The organism is Streptococcus mitis subsp. hohhotensis, from assembly GCF_000722775.1.
GTDB lineage: Bacteria > Bacillota > Bacilli > Lactobacillales > Streptococcaceae > Streptococcus > Streptococcus carlssonii.
Map to the genome: position 1 here is coordinate 736,928 of NZ_JPFZ01000009.1, position 19,334 is coordinate 756,261.

Genomic DNA, 19,334 nt, shown 5'->3' on the forward strand with positions numbered 1-19,334 from the left:
TCTATTTCAAATTTTCTTTAACAACTTTAAGTTGTTGTTTAATACTCACATCAATTGTCTTGTGATTGGCAAAAATGACAAAACCACCAATGAGACTTTCATCGATTTGTTCTTTTACACTCCTTACTTTAAGAGACATTTTTTTCTCAATCAAAGGGAGCAAGCGACTCTTTTGTTCATCTGTTAGAGGATGAGCAGACGTAATCGTCACTTCAAATCGATTTGTTTCTTTTTCAAGTCGGTTCAAGCAATCTACAAGCACATCATAAAAAAGATTTGCTCTGTGGTTGTATGCCAGAACCTGGATCAAGTTTTGCAATAAAGGTGACACAGAGTCTTGGAAGAAAGCAATTGTTTTTTCCTTATCAGACTCGTCTACTGCCACTTTTTTTAAAAAAGAAGGTAAACCTGTTTCTTCAGCAACTTGCTTGATTTGAGTCAAGTCTGAAAAGATACGGTCTTCTTCTCCTTTTTCAAGTACCAATTGGACAAAAGGCATGCTGTATTTTTCAATTACCTTTACTGTTTTCTTGTCCATTAAGCTTCTCCTAGCTGATCGATATACTGATCAATGAGTTCTTTATGGGCATGACCGTCAAGGTTTTGTGAGATGATTTTACCAGCCAAGCTGATTGTTAAATCTGCTACCTCACCCTTAACGCTTTGTAAAGCTTCAGCTTTGTTTTGAGCAATTTCTTGGTTTGCTTTTTCTTTTAAGCGTCCTGCTTCTAGTTTAGCATCTGCTAAAATACTAGCCTTACTTTTCTCAGCTGTTTCTTTCGCATTCTCAATGATTGTCTTAGCTTCTTTACGGCTACCAGCCAATTCATCTTCGCGTTTTTGAGCCAATACTTCTGCTTTTTGACGTGCTTCTTCAGCTCTGTCAATATCTGAAGCAATTTTTTCAGCTCTTTCTTCGAAAATGCCTGTAATATTAGACCATGCAAATTTTTTAATCAAGACTAGCAAAAGGATAAAAGAGCCAGCGATTAAAATAAAATTACCAATTAATTCACCTACTGTTACGTGCATCAGTTACTCCTTTCTACTCTTCATCATTAATTTTATTTCCTAGGTACATAGAGGATAATAGTGTAAAGACATAGGCCTGTACACAAGAAATGAACACGGAAAATGCAGTCCAAACTAAGTTTGTCCCAAATGCGATTGGATACCAAAAAATAGCCTGATGTGAAAGTAAGAGAAGCAAGCTTGTCATTACTTCACCTGCAAAGATATTCCCAAAAATCCGCAAAGCAAGAGAAAGGAAATTCGTGACTTCTTCAAGTAGATTCATCGGTGTCATAAATGCAGGAGTTACAAAACCTTTTAGGTATTGTTTAATCCCACGACGACGAATCCCCTCAATGTGCGCCATCACAATAATACAGAAAGACAAGACAAGGTCAAATGAAAGATTTGCAGTTGGCGATGTCCAAAGGTTTGTTCCATCTGTTGTTTGAAGTTTAGCCATCAAACCAAGATTATTGGCGATGACCATAAAAAGAAATAAGCATAAGTAAAAGAGTGAGTAATCTTTCATGTAGTGGGAACCAAGGTTAGGTTCTGTAAATCCAATTACAAAATCATAGAGATACTCTAGTACATTTTGTTTACCTTTGGGTTTCAAGGTCATATTACGACTTGCCCAATAGATAAATGCAAAAATCAGAAACACAGACAGCAAAGTCAAGGCTGTCAAAGTTAAATCAAAGGTAACAGGACCAATATTGATGGTTGGATTGATACTTTCTTCCATCTAACATTCTCCCTTCTCCAATTTATATTTCGTTATTTAATAATAAATGAGAAGACAAGAGTTACGAAGAAAGTTCCTTCAATAAAGGCAACCCCTAAAAACATCAAGCTACGAAACTCAGCGATAATATCTGGTTGGCGAGCTACTGATTTCAACAAACCATTCATCAATAACCCTTCACCAAGAGATACACCCATACAGGCAAGACATAGACCGAAAAATGTTAAATTCATGACGAATTCTCCTTTTAATTAAAATTTACTTACTTAGTTTAGTCCTAAAAATTGGATTTGTCAACTTTTTACTAACATTGAAAGCGTTTAATGAAAATTATTTACAATTTTACTATTTTTAAGCCTATTATATAGAAAACTTTGTAAAAAAATTGTAATAAATCCGACCATTATCTAGACATTTCTGAAAAATATTGAAAAAATCCGAGATGTAATCTCGGATGAAAATTAATATATTTTCTTTAACCTAATGCTCTTTAGTAAGTAGGATTAAAGGGAAAGCAACTAGAAAGCTTTCGTCTCCTACATGTTTATTAAGCACGCACTGTGACGCTGGTTCCATCTTCCTTATAAAGATTGATGAGACCCTCTTTAAGAGCGCGAACCATGTCTCCTGCTTGAACAGGTTGAGGCACCTTAATAGTCAATAGTTCCATTGGATTTGGAGCGCGGTCGATTTTATTGCCTTTGGCATCATGCAAATCTTCGATATACGTTTCAAAGTGACGGAAACCTGGGCCGTAAAACTCAACTTGGTCTCCTTCGTTAATAACGTTCCGTTGACGAATAGTTGCTGTTTGGGTCGCATCATCATAAGAAACCACTTCAGCGACAAACTTGTATTCAGGGATTTTACGGCGAGCACCAAATAACTGCTCATTTTCAGATGGTGTACCATAGTAGAAGCCTGTTGCCAATTCACGTTGGGCAACCTTCCACATCTCATCAATCAAGTCTTGCTTGATAGCTTCAAACTTCTCTGGACTTTCTAGATAAGCATCAACAGCCGCCTTGTAGCAGTTTGTTACTGTGGATACGTAGTGAATAGACTTCATACGTCCTTCGATTTTTAGACTGTCCACACCGTTTTCAATCATATCTGGGATATGGTCAATCATGGACATGTCAACAGCTGACATTGAAAATTCTTCTGGGATTTCCCCTTTCAAGCTCTTACGTTCTTTCCCAAATGGCATATCGTAGAGGTCATATTTCCAACGGCATGACTGAGAGCATCCACCACGGTTAGCATCACGCATACTCATGTGGTTTGAAAGAGTACAACGACCAGAGTAAGAAATACACATGGCTCCGTGGACAAAGGCTTCAATCTCAACATCTGTACGTTTGCGGATTTCTGCCAATTCTTCCATTGAAACCTCACGCGCCAAAACGACACGAGTCAAGCCCAGTTCTTTCCAGAACTCAAGGGTTTCATAGTTAGTAGCACTTGCTTGGGTAGAGAGGTGGATTTCAAGACCTGGTGCTTCTGTTGCTGCAATCATAATCAAGGCTGGGTCAGATACGATAACTGCTGCAATCCCGATATCACGCAGTTTACGGAACCACTCACCAGCACCAGCTTCATTTCCTTCGTGCATAACCATGTTGGCAGCCACATAAACCTTAGCACCATACTTGGCAGCAAACTGGACACCTTCTTCCATCTGTTCAAAGGTAAAGTTACCTGCACGGCTACGAAGACCATAGGCCTGACCACCGATAAAGACAGCATCCGCTCCATATTGAACAGCTACCTTTAGCTTCTCTAAAGTTCCTGCAGGTGATAAAACCTCAGGACGTTTTAATGTTTTTGTCATGTTTTCTCCTATTTGCAATATAAAAGTTTGACGTATTTCCTTCTCATTTTATAGTAAATAAGAGATAAAATCAAGCCTAGACAGATTGTTTTGACAATTCTAATATTTTAAGCTTTGTATAATAATTGTTAAACTATCGAATATAAACCAATTTTAACAAGTATCCAAAAAGTCTAGAAAAGTAAAAACCAGTACCCAAAGATACTGGCTCATTAAACTACATAAATTAGTCCTTAGATGACTACTCCCACTCAACTGTTGCAGGTGGTTTACTTGTAATATCGTAGACGATACGGTTAACATGATCCACTTCGTTTACGATACGTACAGAAATCTTTTGAAGAACTTCCCAAGGAATCTTTGCAAAGTCAGCTGTCATACCATCAATAGAGGTGATGGCACGGATTGCAATCGTGTAGTCATATGTACGACCGTCACCCATAACACCGACTGAACGAACGCCTGTGTTGACAGTGAAGTATTGCCAGATATCACGGTCAAGTCCAGCTTTGGCAATTTCTTCACGTAGGATAGCGTCTGATTCGCGAACTGTTTCAAGTTTTTCTTCAGTAATTTCTCCCATGACACGGATAGCAAGTCCTGGTCCTGGGAATGGTTGGCGCCATACGATGTGGTCTGGCATACCAAGCTCTGTACCTAGGGCACGAACTTCATCCTTGTAAAGAGTATTGAGTGGTTCGATCAATTCAAACTGCATGTCTTCTGGAAGACCACCCACGTTGTGGTGTGACTTGATAGTTTGAGCTGTATCTGTACCAGACTCGATAACGTCTGTGTATAAGGTACCTTGAGCAAGGAATTTCACATCTTTGAGCTTGCTTGCTTCGTCATCGAAGACATAGACAAACTCGTTACCGATGATTTTACGTTTTTGTTCTGGGTCAGAAACGCCAGCAAGTTTATCAAGGAAACGTTTAGCAGCGTCTGCTTTGACGATATTCAAACCAAACTTACCACCAAGCATGTCCATAACTTGGTCCGCTTCTCCTTTACGAAGAAGACCGTGATCCACGAAGATACAGATCAATTGATCGCCAATCGCTTTTTGGAGAAGAACTCCAACAACTGAAGAGTCAACACCACCTGATAGACCAAGAAGGACGCGTTTATCACCGACAGTCTCACGGATTTTTTGGATCTGCATGTCGATGAAGTTATCCATTGTCCAGTCGCCTTTAGCCTTACAGATGTTAAGGGCAAAGTTACGAAGGATATCATTCCCGTATACAGAATGACGAACTTCTGGGTGGAATTGGATACCGTAAATGTGTTTATCTGGGTTTTCAATGGCTGCGTATGGACAGTCAGCTGATGTACCTGTACGAACAAAGTCAGCAGGAATCTCGGTAACTGCATCGCCGTGGCTCATCAATACAGTTTGTTCATCAGGTGTTGATTCAAAAAGCGCTGATGGTGTGTGAGTTAGGGTTGATTGACCGTATTCACGATTTCCAGCATCACCTGCAGGAACAACTTTTCCTCCAAGTTTATGGGTCAACAACTGCATACCATAACAGATTCCCAAAATAGGAATTCCGAGTTCGAAGATTTCTGGGTCAATATCAAATGAACCATCTTCGTATACAGAGTTTGGACCACCTGAAAGGATAATTCCTACAGGATTGATTTCACGAACTTCAGCAGCTGAAATTTTATGGCTTTTTAGTTCTGAAAACACACCAATCTCACGGATACGGCGTGAAATCAGCTGGTTGTACTGGCTACCATAGTCCAATACGATGATTTTTTCTACATCTTGCAAATCAGTTGAAATGTTGCTCATCTTTTTCCTTTCTCAAAAGAAATATCTTTTTTCAATATTCTATCACAAATAAGGGCGAATTACCAACTAAACAAGGCGAAGATTGACTTTTTCTAGTTTATTGAGGTACAATAGAGAAAAGATAGAAATGAAGTGAAAAATATGCTACCTGCTTATATGAAAATCCATGATCAGATTAAAAAGGATATTGACGAACATCGTTGGGCCATTGGGGAGAGACTTCCCAGTGAACGAGACTTAGCAGAGCAGTTTGCGGTCAGTCGCATGACCCTCCGCCAAGCCGTATCTCTATTAGTCGAAGAAGGTGTTTTAGAGCGTCGTGTAGGAAGCGGCACCTTTGTTTCCAGTACACGTGTACAAGAAAAGATGCGAGGGACAACTAGTTTTACTGAAATTGTTAAGTCTCAAGGTAAAGTTCCCTCTAGCCAGCTCATTTCCTACAGAAAAACCATTCCCAATGAGCAAGAAGTTGCCAAGTTAGGCATTTCTCCAACGGAAAATATTATCCGAATGGAACGGGTCCGTTATGCCGACCAAGTCCCTCTGGTTTATGAAGTTGCTTCTATTCCTGAAAAATTCATTAAGGACTTTAAAAAAGAAGAAATCACCAGTCATTTCTTCCAAACTTTGCAAAAACATGGCTACCGCATCGGTAAATCACAGCAGACCATCTATGCTCGCCTTGCTAAAGAAAAAATTGCCCACTATTTGGAAGTTGAAAAAGGACATGCTATTCTTGGTTTGACTCAGGTTTCCTACCTAGAGGATGGTACTGCATTTGAATACGTAAAAAGTCAGTATGTAGGCGAACGCTTTGAATTTTATCTTGAAAACAATTAGATTACCACGCAAAAACTCTCTGTCACGGACAAAGAGTCTTTTTATTTTTCTAAGAGTAAATCTTTCAACGAAATCAAAGTTACAGCAAACAATATCATTGCCATACCAAGAAAATCAATGGGATAAAATTGTTCATTCATAATTAGGAAGGCAAAGAAAACCGCCGAGATTGGCTCAATTGAAGCCAACAAGCTTGACTTGACCGGTCCTATCAGACTGGCTCCTTTTAGAAAGGCTGTATAGGCAAAGACAGTCCCGATAAGGATAATGCCTGCAAAAGCAAGGAGGAAATCAAGACTAGTCGGTATATTGGCCTGTAGAACCCCTGTAAAAGGAAGGGCGACCAAACCTGCTATGACCATTCCCACACCAATGACCAAACTGCTCCCCCACTTCTTAATCAAGGATATGGGCAAAATGATATACAGAGCATAAGTCAGAGCAGAAAAGAGCCCCCAGAACAGGCCTGCATGTGTCATGGATAACTGGTCCAACTGCCCATGAGTTGCAATCAGGAAGGTCCCTCCAATGGCTAATATGATGGAAATAATCTCTCCCAGTGTCGGCGCCACCTTATCCTTGATACAGCTATAAATCAAAATCCCGACAGGACAAACATACTGAAGCACTGTCGCGGTACCTGCATTGGTCTCCTGAATAGCAGTTAGATAGGCAAATTGATTGAGGAAGAGGCCAATCAGAGCAAAAATAAGAAGAGACAGCAAACTCTTTCTATCCTTTAAAAAGGCCAGCATTCTATCCTTTGCAGTAACATAAGCCAAGAGCATGAGAATCCCGCCAGCGATTAAAAGTCGTAAGTTAGTCAAGACCAAAGCTGAAATTCCGTGTGCCATCAGGTATTGGCCACTCGTTCCTGACAAGCCCCAAGCAATCCCAGCCACAACTGTTAATAAAGTCCCTTTTAAACTATTTGACATGTCTCTCCTTATTCTTCTTTGCGAATCAAGTCCATCACTTGATTACGATCTACAATCCATTGAACCCTCTCATCCTTTTCATAGGTACGATTCGATAGGAAAATGACCGCTTCTTGCTTCTGACGATTCCACATGACAAAGGTACCTGTATAGCCCGTATGGTCTAGCCATTCTCCTTCCAAATTCCATGCTAAAGAACGTTCCTTGTCATCCAAAGGTGAAAAATTTTGACTCAAGTCTCTTGCAAAATCATCTGCTAAATAGTGTTCTAAAAAGATTTGTAAATCCTTTACAGTCGAAAATAAACCAGCACTACCTGCATGTCTGCCTAAGAGGCGAGCCTTGGGATCATGTACCAGACCTGCCTCGACACCTCTGACGGTTGGAACAGCAAGCTCAACAGATCCAAATTGGGTTTCCGTCATTCCCCAAAAATTCCAGACTTGTTCTTTTAAAATCACATCCAAGTCTTGATTAAAGATTCTTTCCAAAATAAAGCCCAACAGCAAAAAATGGACATCCGAATAAAGAAATGCTGGCTGGCTTCGTCTCTTGAGATGAAACATAGCTTCCTTTAATTCAGAAGCTGCTAAAAGATCTCTATTGGGAATGAAAGGATCAAGATTTGTAGCGTGAGTTAAGAGCTGGCGAATAGTGATATCTGGATAATCACTTTCAGGTAAAAAATCGGTTACTGGTCTGTCAATATCTAATTGACCGTTTTCCCACAAGAAGGTAAAAACGGTGCCAACCCCAACAACCTTGCTGACACTAGCTAGGTCATAAACGAGTCCTGCCTCAGTCTGCAAGCCATGCTCTGGGTCACTCTGGCCTAAATAGAACTCCGTCCATTGATTGTCCTTAAAATACGCAAAAGAGGCTCCGGGATAGATCCCTGCCTCGATTTGTTCTTCTATTTTTTTAATAATCTTGGTCCACTTCATACTTCTTCAAACCACAATTCAACATTATTTCTATCTTTTCCAAGGAAGAATTTTTCAGACTTAGGAATAAAATATTCTGTAGACTCAAACTTCTTACGAAGACTTGCTATGTCTAATTCGTTGACCAAGAACTTGAGCATAGATAAGTCCCAAGTAACCGTATTGTCCACAGTCAAATCCTGCCCCAGAGCTGGGATAAAATCAAGTGAAGTCCCAACTTCAGATACTTCCAAGAAACTTTCAATATCAGTTGGGAGATGTAATTCTATAGAAATCTCAAATTTACTTAAAGAAATTGACTCCAGATCTGTTTGAAATTCTGGCTTTTCTCCTACTTCTACTAGACTTTCTCTATCATCTTCCGCATGAATCAAAATCAAATCATCTTCTGGTGAGAAAATTTCAAAAGCGTATCCATTTTGACCTTTATATAATTGATGAATCGAATCTGTTTTAGCTAATAAGGCCTCGATTTCTAAGGGATTTTCCACCTTGACAATCAATCTAGCTAGTTTTTTTCTTCCCTCCACCTTACGAGTGCGCATACTTGGAGATTCTTCTAAAACCAGCTTTTCTAGACCTGTTTGATCACCTAGCGACAGAAAGGCTGACTCTTCTAACAAGGCCTTCATGCCAAGGGTTTCTATATAAAATGTTTCATTTAATTTTCTATTATTAACTTTTAAAGTAGGAATAATCCGTACAATCTGATTTACATTCATAAATTCCTCCGTTACTTTTTATTTTATAGGATTTTAGAATTTTTTACAAGATATTATGCTCAAATTTACCAATTTTCACCCCATTAAAAAATTTTTTTCAAAAGGCTGGCCCAAAACTCCATTTTTAGGAAAAATAAAAAAGTCAAAAAGTAGATAGGATAAACTGGAATGCTAATCAATGGATTGATAAGAAATAATTGACTGTCTTTGTTGATTTTTGATTACGGAGGAGTATTAGAAATAAAAAGAACCAGCTCTTAGAACTGATTCCTTTTACAAGTGAAAAATTAGTTATTTTCAACTTTTTCATCGTATTTTGGTCTTAATGTTGTACCTGAGTTAACAATGGTACGTTTTTGAACAAGAGGAAGGTCTGTACGATTGTAAACTGTGCGCCATTTTTCCCAAACAAGACCTGTTTTTTCTTGGATTTTTACTCTGATATTACGAACATTTCCTTTAAATTGAATCTCAGTGCGGAATCCAGCTGTTCTGTTTTTACCATTGTCTTCCCATTGACGCGTACGAACGCTTTCAACTCCATTCTTATCATAAGTTACTTCATCCCAGTAAACATAGTAACGAGCAATGTAAGCTCCCTTATGATGTAAATTGAGGTAACCATTTTTATATGAAGTCACTTTAGTTTCAATGTAGTCTGTATTGCTTTGAATTGTGGCTACTTGATTATCTTTCAAGAATGCAGTCTTATAAGAAATTGGAACAGCAGGGTTTTGTGTACTGAAAGTAGCTCCTTCTTGAATCAATTTCTTCAAATCTTCTACTGTACCTGTCACAACACGTGCAGCGCCATCAGCATTCCCGCCTACAATTGAAACTGTTACAGTTGTATTCTTCAAGACACGTGCCCATTCAGAGTCTGGTTTAATAGGCACTCCTTTTATGACAGCATTGATTGCTGCTTTCAACTCTGTACTCTTGCTTGTTGTTTCAAACTTAACATACATTTGACGTCCGTATGAAACGCTGGATACATATACAGGAGGTGTTGTTGCATCAATTCCACGTGCTTTCAATTGATCAACCGTTATTCCTGAGGCAAATACATCTGATGGATTTTTTGGAGCATCAAAGTTAGCAGTAAAGTAAACTTGTTTAAAATCAACTACCTCAACTTGTTTTTCACCTTTGTGAACTGCATCAAAATCAATTTTTAAGTTAACTCCTACTTTTTCAAAGTCACTTCCGAATTTTGCTTTTAATTGATTCATGCTATAAGCAGAAGTTGATTCGTATTGCATGCGTGCTGGAGCAGGATTCTTACCAGCATATTTTTCATGCCAACGATTTAACAGGGTATTTACACCTTCCTGCATACCACTTGCAGTTGGTTTAGCATCTACATAGCTATCTCCGCCAACCATACCTGGCAAGTCAACACTAATTCTCCCCTTCTTACGATCTAAACTAATTTGTTGTGGTTTATTTTCTAGGAGGTCTTGATTTGCTTTAAACAAAGCACCTAGGAAGATATCTCCATTACCATTAATGGCAACATCTGCAGAACCATTAGAAAGGTTTTTCTTCACTTTTTCTACAACCACGAATTCATTTCCTTGTTGTTTTGTGCTTGTATTAGTGTAATTTTCTAACGCTTCTCCTTTTCTAGTCAAAATGTTTAATTTATCATAATTTAAACCAAATAAATAGTTATTTAGCTCTGCAGTATAATCTTTTTTATCTTTATTTTCTGTTTTAACTTTGTTTTCTGTTTTCTTATCTGCTACTACTTTTTCTTCTTTTACAGCACGATATACTTCAACTTCTGCCAAACTAAGAGGAGTTTTAGATTTATTTAATTCAATTTTTACATATCGTGCATTAACTCCTGAGAATTGAACATCAACTTTTGGTTGATTATTTAGGGTATCAACATGTTGACGAGTTACTTCCTTACCATCTTTATCTAACAAAATAACATCAAAATTAGATAAACGATCTCCTACATTACTGTCTCCACGATTGTAAATACGAACAGTTCCCACACCTTCTTCTTTTGCTAGATCAACTTTCCACCAAGCATGATCTTCAAAATTTGTATGAGTAACTGAGTGATGTCTGTAAACATTATCTAGATTACCGTCAACCGCTCTAGAAGCATCTGCATCATAATAAGTCGAACTCTGACTTGCAGACTTATGAGCAGCAATATTTTCACCAGCAACTTCAGCAACGCTTGGTTCTGTTGCTTTTACTACATTTGTTTGAAATACAAGGCCAGAACCTAGCAAAAATGTTGCAATGGCAACACCACATACTCCAACGCTACGTTTACGAATAGAATAACGAAATCCTTTATCTTGTTTATTTTGAGACATAAAAAACTCCTATATATGTTTGTACGAATTATTTCTTGAACGCGCTTTCTTGAAACAATAAGAGTATAACATAAAAATATTATAGATGCAATCGTTTTCTTAAAAAAATATTATTTTTTTATTAACCTAGATTGAATAACTAAACATATGTTAATATTTTTACATTCAAATAAAGAGTGGTCTATACCACTAAAAACAAGAAAACGACCAGGCTTAAGTCCCTATAAGTTGGGAATCAGCACTGTTCGTTTTTGTATATATAGTCAAATTCAATTCTTAAATATATAGCTCAACAAATTTCTCAATGCAAAGCTTTTCATTGTTTTTTATCATCTCTTAGATTCAAATTCTTTATAAGGTTCCTGAAGATAAGCATCAAAAACTTCTTCATCTGAAATCGTGTCAGAAATGAAGCTTCCGTTGCTGGTTCGTTCTGACAAATTCAAATCTTGTAATCGACTTTCATAGATCGTTCCTTTATTAGATTGGATAAGCAAAGTTTGATCGTCCCCGTCCACTTCCGTACTGAAGAGATCACCAACAAATCCTTGCTCTGCAACTGCTCCTGCCAAGAAGACACGGTACGGTTTGTTTTTCAACTCACGCAAGACTTGTAATCCTCGTTTGGCACGGCTGGTTGCTGGAATTTCGTCAATAGAAACACGTTTCAAGCTTCCACGTTGGGTCAAGAGGTAGAAGGATGAGGTATTGCAAATAAAGGCAGATTGGAGGACGTCATCTTCTTTCAGATTCATAGCCTTGACACCTGCTGCCTTGGCACCAACAACAGGAACCTCCTCGATATTGAAACGCAGAGCATAACCGTTTCGACTAATCAAGAGAACATCATCCAGTTTAATCTGAGCTACTGCTACAATCTGGTCTGTCTCGTCTTTGAGTTTAGCATACTTGACTGATTTAGATTTATAGGTCCGCCATGGAGTGAACTCTTTTCGTTCTACGCGTTTAATTTGACCAAGACGAGTTGCAGCAAAGTAGGTTGTCGCATCATCAAACTGATCTACTACTTCAACATAAAGGATTTCTTCGTTAGTTTCAAAGTTTGTGATGGTCTGGCTCAGATGCTCTCCGATGTCCTTCCAACGAATATCTGCTAATTCATGGATTGGTCTGTAGATGACATTTCCAAGACTTGTGAACATCAAGAGGTGCTGGGTTGTCTTGGCAGATTGAACAAAAATCAAACGGTCGTCATCACGTTTGCCAATTTCTTCCAGCGTTGAAGCTGCAAAAGAACGTGTACTGGTACGCTTGATATAACCTGCCTTGGTCACGCTGACATAGGTATCTTCCTCGGCGATCAGACTAGCTGTATCAATCTCAATTGCTTTTGCAGTGTCTTCTAAGCTACTCAAACGCGGAGTCGCAAACTTCTTCTTAACCTCACGAAGTTCTTTCTTCATGAGATTATACATGGTACGTTCATCACCGATAATAGCCGCAAGCATGGCAATCTTTTCACGAAGTTCTGCTTCTTCTTCCTGCAAGACAACCACATCGGTATTGGTCAAACGGTACAGTTGCAAGGTTACGATAGCCTCAGCCTGCTCTTCTGTAAAATCATAGCTGACCTTAAGGTTTTCCTTGGCGTCCGCCTTATTCTCAGAAGCACGGATAAGAGCAATGACTTCGTCCAAAATCGAAATCACGCGAATCAAACCTTCGACGATATGGAGACGTTTCTCAGCCTTTTCCTTGTCAAAGCGGGAACGAGCCAAAATCACTTCACGACGGTGGGCGATGTAGCTAGACAAGATTGGAACGATCCCAACCTGACGAGGTGTGAAATTGTCAATCGCCACCATATTAAAGTTGTAGTTGATTTGTAGGTCGGTGTACTTGAATAGGTAGTTGAGAACAAGCTCCGTATTAGCGTCTTTCTTAAGTTCGATAGCGATACGAAGACCATCACGGTCAGACTCATCACGAACCTCAGCAATACCTGCCACCTTGTTATTGACACGAACATCATCGATTTTCTTGACTAGATTGGCCTTGTTGATTTCATAAGGAATCTCAGTAATAACGATTTGTTCCTTACCACCTTTTAGCTTTTCAATCTCAGTCTTGGAACGGACAACCACGCGCCCTTTCCCAGTTTCATAAGCTTTCTTGATTTCATCACGGCCTTGGATGATAGCTCCTGTAGGGAAATCTGGCCCAGGCAAGAATTCCATGAGTTTATCAACCTTTGCAGTTGGGTGGTCAATCATGTAAACCGCCGCATCGATAACCTCAGCTAAATTATGAGGTGGAATATCTGTGGCATAACCAGCCGAAATACCAGTCGATCCATTTACCAAGAGATTTGGAAAGGCTGCTGGCAAGACAGTAGGTTCTTTCTCGGTATCGTCAAAATTCCAAGCAAAAGGAACTGTCTTTTTATCGATATCCTGAAGAAGAAAGCCTGCAATCTCAGACAAACGAGCCTCAGTATAACGCATAGCCGCAGGCGGATCTCCGTCCATAGAACCGTTATTACCGTGCATTTCAACTAGAATCTCACGATTCTTCCAGTCCTGTGACATACGGACCATGGCATCATAGATAGAACTGTCACCGTGTGGGTGGAAATTCCCCATGATATTCCCGACAGACTTAGCCGACTTACGGTAGCTCTTGTCAAAGGTATTGCCATCCTTATTCATCGAATAAAGAATACGGCGCTGAACCGGCTTCAAACCATCACGAATGTCTGGCAAAGCCCGGTCTTGAATAATGTACTTGGAATAGCGACCAAAGCGCTCTCCCATAATGTCCTCCAGGGACATGTTTTGAATGTTAGACATAATAATTCTCTTTTTAGTGTTTTATTGTAAAGTAAATCTATATTTTATAAATTTAACTGTTTCTTTGTAGGTAGTAAGAAAAGAAGAGCAATCCTACTAATCCTAGAATGAATAAAAGATTAATTTTAATAACAAATAAGCTAAGTAGGGTATTAATTAGACCGTGAAAAATGGCGCAAAAAAGGACCGACTTTGTCTTTTTGAAAACAGCTGCTAGAAGAATACTGAGATAAATTGCAAATAGACTGAATAATATAAAAGGCATCCCACTTTGGGAACTTCCAATCACAAACCATAAAGGTACATGCCATATTGCCCAAATACAACCTGTTATCAAACCGGAAATCCAAAAGGAGAATCTAGTTTCCAAAGTTGGTTGCAAGATGCCTCGCCATCCCAATTCTTCTTCGCCACCATAAACACAGACTGCACTCAAAAAAACAACTAACAAATTTCCTAGTGGAAAAGCCGGATTAAGCTCCTTAGAGGAGAAAGCAATGACACCTGTCTGCACGAAAATTAGTAAAAGAAATAACAAAATATATTTCTTTGAGTCCCCTAAGATAAAAGAGACTATGCTTTTAATGGATTTTTGAGGCAAACAAGAAATGGCTGCAATGGTTGGACCGAAACCTCCTAGTAAATGGAGAAAAATTCCTAGTGGACTTGTTAGACTTAAGAGGCTCATTTGCGTCAGAAAAGCGAGCAATCCCCAACCAAATCCCCAAGAAATGAGAAAACTAATCAGTAAAAATTTTGTTATCTTATTATTTTGTAAATGTTTCATTTGTTTCGAGCCTCTCCTCAGCATACTCAATCATCTTCTCAGCTACCTCCATATCATAGTCAAATCCCATCTTATTAGCAAGAAATTGAGATTCTTGGTGGAAAAGTTCCATCGTAGTCAATAAAGACTGAGTGATTTTCTCTATACTTGAAAAATCAAGCAGATTTGATAATTCCTTCTCTTTCTCAGCAGGCAAATAGTTAAAAAGGTACTTATAGTTCTTTCCGATATCGACTCTTCCCCTAGCACTTGCTACCTGCCAAGCCAAAATTTTCAAGAATTCTTGTTGACAAATGCCGTAGAGATGGTCAGTCGCGTAGATGAGCTGATTCCGACAAATCCCTTTGACAACGTAGGACGACACCCACCAAAACTCATTGCAGACTTTTTCAAAATCCTTTTCAGTAGCTGAATTTATCCAGTAACGCTCTATATTTGAGGAATAGGGTTCAAATAAATGCTCTGGATCTTCCAAAACAGTGAATCCAGTCTCACTATCCACCCACTCTTTGATGTGCTCTTTTGGGCAAAGAGTCAAATCGATACGGTTGCCATCTTCAAAGAGCATGAGATAAAGACGACGATGGTCAAGAACAACCTCTTGCTCTATAATTCGTTTTCCGAAATAGTCCAACCAAGAAAGGTCACTCGTCAGATTATCAAAATCATCCACGACATAGACAACATCGTAGTCTTGAAACTCATCTTTTGGTGCTTTTGTATCAGTTCGTGAACCAGACATGGCGACAGCTTCTACTTGTAAGGTTTTGGCAGTCTGTAAAATCAGATCTAGCATTTCTGTTTCAGCTCTCATGTTAATACCCATTCGTTAAAGACAGATTTAAAACACAGTCGCTTCTTCTAGCGTAAACTTGACATTATCTTCAATCCATTTACGGCGTGGTTCTACCTTATCTCCCATGAGGACATTGACGCGGCGTTCGGCGCGGGCTAGGTCTTCGATTGTGACACGGATGAGGGTACGGGTTTCAGGATTCATAGTTGTTTCCCAGAGCTGGTCCGCATTCATCTCACCAAGTCCCTTGTAGCGTTGGAGGGTAGCGCCTTTACCGAACTGTTTACGGAGTTCTTCTAGTTCTCCGTCCGTCCATGCGTAAGCTACTTCTTCCTTCTTGCCTTTACCTTTTGACATCTTGTAAAGAGGCGGAAGGGCGATATAGACATGTCCTGCCTCGACAAGAGGACGCATATAGCGGTAGAAAAATGTCAAGAGCAAGGTCTGGATATGGGCACCGTCGGTATCCGCATCTGTCATGATAATGATCTTATCATAGTTGGCATCTTCAAGGGAGAAGTCTGCTCCAACACCCGCACCAATAGTATAAATCATGGTATTGATTTCTTCATTTTTGAGGATATCTGCCATCTTGGCCTTGGCTGTATTGATAACCTTACCACGAAGAGGTAGAATAGCCTGGAACTTGCGGTCACGGCCTTGTTTGGCAGAACCACCGGCAGAGTCCCCCTCAACCAGATAGAGTTCATTCTTAGCTGGATTCTTGGACTGGGCTGGGGTCAATTTCCCAGACAGCAAGCCCTTGTCTTTTTTATTTTTCTTACCATTTCGGCTCTCATCACGCGCCTTACGTGCCGCTTCACGAGCATCACGCGCCTTGATAGCCTTGCGGATGAGATTAGAAGCCAATTCCCCATTTTCCATAAGGAAAAAGGTCAACTTATCAGCCACAATGCCATCCACAACGGGACGAGCAAGAGGGCTTCCTAGCTTGTCCTTGGTCTGACCCTCAAACTGCAAATGTTCTTCAGGGACTAGAATAGAGAGGACAGCCGCTAGCCCCTCACGATAGTCTGACCCTTCAAGGTTTTTATCTTTTTCCTTGAGAAGCCCTGTCTTACGCGCATAGTCATTCATGACCTTGGTAATGGCAGACTTGAGCCCAGTCTCATGTGTTCCACCGTCCTTGGTGCGAACGTTATTGACAAAGGACAGAATGTTATCTGAAAATCCATCATTGTACTGGAGAGCTACTTCCACTTGGAAACCATTGTCTTCCCCTTCAAAGTAAAGGACTGGCGTCAAGGTTTCCTTGTCTTCGTTCAGATAAGAAACAAAGTCTTGTACCCCATTCTCATAGTGGAATTCAATCGCTTCATCTGTTCGCTTGTCCGTCAAAGACAAGGTCACATTTTTTAAGAGAAAGGCTGACTCATTGAGACGTTCTGAGATGGTATTGTATTTAAAGTCTGTCGTCGAGAAAATACTAGCATCAGGCATAAAAGTAACCTTGGTACCTGTTTTAGACTTGGGCGCTGTACCGATTTTCTTCAGAGTCGTGACAGGTTTTCCACCATTTTCAAAACGTTGCTTGTAAACTGCGCCATCACGGGTGATTTCAACTTCTAGCCAGCTAGAAAGGGCGTTAACAACGGAAGAACCCACTCCGTGGAGACCACCAGATGTCTTGTAGCCACCCTGACCGAATTTCCCTCCAGCGTGAAGAATGGTAAAGATTACCTCAACTGTTGGAATCCCCATAGCGTGCATTCCAGTCGGCATCCCACGTCCATGGTCTTGAACCGTTAAACTGCCATCTTTATTGATGGTCACATCAATACGGTCACCAAATCCAGACAATGCCTCATCGACTGCATTGTCGACGATTTCCCAGACGAGGTGGTGGAGACCTGCCCCATCAGTCGATCCGATATACATCCCTGGACGTTTTCGGACCGCATCCAACCCTTCTAGCACCTGAATGGCATCATCATTATAATTATTAATATTGATTTCCTTTTTTGACACAAGGAACCTCCTATTCGTTCATCTTTACTATTCTACAAGTTTTCCAAGGATTTTGCAAAATTTTTCTTTCTCTGGTGTGACAATTTCAGAAGAGATTCTCTGCCTTTCTTCTCCATTTCATGATATAATAGGAGTATGATTACAATAGTTTTATTAATCCTAGCCTATCTGCTAGGTTCGATTCCGTCTGGTCTCTGGATTGGACAAATATTCTTTCAAATCAATCTGCGCGAGCACGGTTCTGGAAATACTGGAACGACCAATACCTTCCGCATTTTAGGCAAGAAAGCTGGTATGGCGACCTTTGTGATTGACTTTTTCAAAGGAACCCTAGCAACGCTTCTTCCGATTATTTTTCATCTGCAAGGCATTTCGCCTCTTATCTTTGGACTTTTAGCTGTCATTGGCCATACCTTTCCTATCTTTGCAGGATTTAAGGGAGGCAAGGCTGTCGCAACTAGTGCTGGAGTGATTTTCGGATTTGCGCCTATCTTCTGCCTCTACCTTGCGGTTGTTTTCTTTGGAACCCTCTATCTTGGTAGTATGATTTCGCTATCTAGTGTCACAGCATCTATCGCGGCTGTCATCGGAGTTCTACTCTTTCCACTTTTTGGTTTTATCCTGAGCAATTATGACCCTCTCTTCGTCGCTATTATCTTAGCACTTGCTAGTTTGATTATCATTCGTCATAAGGATAATATCGCTCGTATCAAAAACAAGACTGAAAATTTAGTCCCTTGGGGATTGAACCTAACCCATCAACATCCTAAAAAATAAAACGCCAGTTTGAATGAACTGACGTTTTTTTGTATACTTATTTTGATTTGATATAGTTGATACCATCTGCTTTTGGTGCGACTGCTTTTCCAAAGAAGGCTGCCAAGACAAGAATTGTCAAGACATAAGGTGCGATTTGAAGATAAACTGTTGGCACACCTTGTAGGAACGGCAATTGAGAACCGATAACAGCCAAACTTTGTGAAAGTCCAAAGAAGAGACTAGATAGCATGGCTCCGATTGGATTCCATTTTCCAAAGATCATCGCAGCAAGGGCGATAAATCCAGGTCCAACAATAGTTGTCACTGAGAAGTTAACTGAGATTGATTGAGCATAAATCGCTCCGCCAATTCCACCTAGGAAACCTGAAATAATAACCCCTAAATATCTCATCTTGTAGACATTGATTCCCAAGGTATCCGCTGCTTGAGGGTGTTCACCGACAGAGCGAAGACGAAGACCAAATCGAGTCTTGAAGAGGATAAACCAAGCAAGGAATGAGAAGGCAATGGCCAGATAACCAAGTAGACTAGTTGACTTGAAGAAGATATCACCGATAACTGGGATATTCGCCAAGACTGGGAAATCAAAGCGTCCAAAAGTCTGACTTAGGTTGTCGGTTTGTCCTTTGTTATAAAGAACTTTCACTAAGAAAACAGCCAAGGCAGGCGCCATCAAGTTCAATACCGTACCGCTGACAACATGGTCTGCACGGAAATGAACCGTCGCTGCTGCGTGTATGATAGAGAAGAGACCACCAACCAATCCTGCTACAAGCAAGGATAGCCATGGAGTTGCTGCTCCAAATTGTTCTGCAAATTCAAGGTTAAAGACAACTCCAGAAAAGGCACCCATAACCATAATTCCTTCAAGGCCGACGTTTACCACACCACCACGTTCAGAGAAAACACCACCGATACTTGTAAAGATGAGGGGTGCTGAGTAAATCAGCATAGAAGACACCAAGAGGGTGAGCAAGGTTGTAATAGACATC

17 protein-coding genes are annotated in these 19,334 nt (G+C 40.0%); 2 read left to right on the plus strand and 15 right to left on the minus strand.

Annotated features, from left to right (window positions below; translation table 11 throughout):
* Position 1 precedes the first annotated feature (1 nt).
* The 6 genes from SK608_RS06195 to guaA form a co-directional block, all read right to left on the minus strand.
* Complete coding sequence (locus tag SK608_RS06195) at positions 2-538, minus strand: F0F1 ATP synthase subunit delta (RefSeq protein ID WP_000359034.1); 537 nt, start codon at positions 536-538, stop codon at positions 2-4.
* Positions 538-1,032, minus strand: a complete 495-nt coding sequence (atpF, locus tag SK608_RS06200; protein WP_000558549.1) for a F0F1 ATP synthase subunit B — start codon at positions 1,030-1,032, stop codon at positions 538-540. Before atpF ends, SK608_RS06195 begins: the two co-directional genes overlap by 1 nt.
* A 13-nt stretch (positions 1,033-1,045) precedes the next feature.
* Positions 1,046-1,759, minus strand: a complete 714-nt coding sequence (gene atpB, locus SK608_RS06205; RefSeq protein WP_000392863.1) for a F0F1 ATP synthase subunit A — start codon at positions 1,757-1,759, stop codon at positions 1,046-1,048.
* Positions 1,760-1,791: 32 nt separating this feature from the next.
* On the minus strand, positions 1,792-1,992 hold the full coding sequence (locus tag SK608_RS06210; protein ID WP_001054557.1) for a F0F1 ATP synthase subunit C: 201 nt from the start codon (positions 1,990-1,992) through the stop codon (positions 1,792-1,794).
* Positions 1,993-2,306: 314 nt separating this feature from the next.
* On the minus strand, positions 2,307-3,593 hold the full coding sequence (locus SK608_RS06215) for a peptidase U32 family protein (protein ID WP_000169065.1): 1,287 nt from the start codon (positions 3,591-3,593) through the stop codon (positions 2,307-2,309).
* Between the two features lie 241 nt (positions 3,594-3,834).
* Complete coding sequence (gene guaA / locus SK608_RS06220; protein WP_000065714.1) at positions 3,835-5,397, minus strand: glutamine-hydrolyzing GMP synthase; 1,563 nt, start codon at positions 5,395-5,397, stop codon at positions 3,835-3,837.
* A gap of 141 nt (positions 5,398-5,538) precedes the next feature.
* On the opposite strand from guaA, the gene SK608_RS06225 reads away from it, so the two are divergent.
* Complete coding sequence (locus tag SK608_RS06225) at positions 5,539-6,237, plus strand: GntR family transcriptional regulator (RefSeq protein ID WP_000936191.1); 699 nt, start codon at positions 5,539-5,541, stop codon at positions 6,235-6,237.
* A 41-nt stretch (positions 6,238-6,278) separates the two neighbouring features.
* Here SK608_RS06225 and SK608_RS06230 read toward each other — a convergent pair whose 3' ends face one another.
* From SK608_RS06230 to parE, 8 genes are all read right to left on the minus strand, one after another.
* The gene (locus SK608_RS06230) at positions 6,279-7,175 is read right to left on the minus strand and encodes a DMT family transporter (protein WP_033677400.1); all 897 of its coding nucleotides are present in this window, start codon (positions 7,173-7,175) and stop codon (positions 6,279-6,281) included.
* 8 nt (positions 7,176-7,183) lie between these two features.
* Positions 7,184-8,119, minus strand: a complete 936-nt coding sequence (locus tag SK608_RS06235; RefSeq protein WP_033677402.1) for a serine hydrolase domain-containing protein — start codon at positions 8,117-8,119, stop codon at positions 7,184-7,186.
* Complete coding sequence (locus SK608_RS06240; protein WP_033677403.1) at positions 8,116-8,841, minus strand: CppA family protein; 726 nt, start codon at positions 8,839-8,841, stop codon at positions 8,116-8,118. Before SK608_RS06240 ends, SK608_RS06235 begins: the two co-directional genes overlap by 4 nt.
* Before the next feature lie 287 nt (positions 8,842-9,128).
* Complete coding sequence (locus SK608_RS06245; RefSeq protein ID WP_033677406.1) at positions 9,129-11,180, minus strand: thiol-activated cytolysin family protein; 2,052 nt, start codon at positions 11,178-11,180, stop codon at positions 9,129-9,131.
* Positions 11,181-11,509: 329 nt separating this feature from the next.
* Positions 11,510-13,990, minus strand: a complete 2,481-nt coding sequence (gene parC, locus SK608_RS06250; protein WP_082242430.1) for a DNA topoisomerase IV subunit A — start codon at positions 13,988-13,990, stop codon at positions 11,510-11,512.
* A 52-nt stretch (positions 13,991-14,042) separates the two neighbouring features.
* The gene (locus tag SK608_RS06255) at positions 14,043-14,777 is read right to left on the minus strand and encodes a CPBP family intramembrane glutamic endopeptidase (RefSeq protein ID WP_033677411.1); all 735 of its coding nucleotides are present in this window, start codon (positions 14,775-14,777) and stop codon (positions 14,043-14,045) included.
* Positions 14,758-15,591, minus strand: coding sequence for an aminoglycoside 6-adenylyltransferase (locus tag SK608_RS06260; protein WP_050489922.1), 834 nt, complete (start codon positions 15,589-15,591; stop codon positions 14,758-14,760). The genes SK608_RS06255 and SK608_RS06260 overlap by 20 nt, the downstream gene beginning before the upstream one ends.
* Positions 15,592-15,618: 27 nt before the next feature.
* A complete protein-coding gene (gene parE, locus SK608_RS06265) occupies positions 15,619-17,562 on the minus strand; it encodes a DNA topoisomerase IV subunit B (protein WP_033677416.1) in 1,944 nt (647 codons plus the stop codon).
* A gap of 135 nt (positions 17,563-17,697) precedes the next feature.
* Here parE and plsY point away from each other — a divergent pair, with 135 nt between their 5' ends.
* The gene (plsY, locus tag SK608_RS06270) at positions 17,698-18,339 is read left to right on the plus strand and encodes a glycerol-3-phosphate 1-O-acyltransferase PlsY (RefSeq protein ID WP_033677418.1); all 642 of its coding nucleotides are present in this window, start codon (positions 17,698-17,700) and stop codon (positions 18,337-18,339) included.
* A gap of 37 nt (positions 18,340-18,376) precedes the next feature.
* Here the strand turns inward: plsY and SK608_RS06275 are convergent, their stop codons facing one another.
* Complete coding sequence (locus tag SK608_RS06275; protein ID WP_033677420.1) at positions 18,377-19,333, minus strand: ABC transporter permease; 957 nt, start codon at positions 19,331-19,333, stop codon at positions 18,377-18,379.
* Position 19,334: the final 1 nt, after the last annotated feature.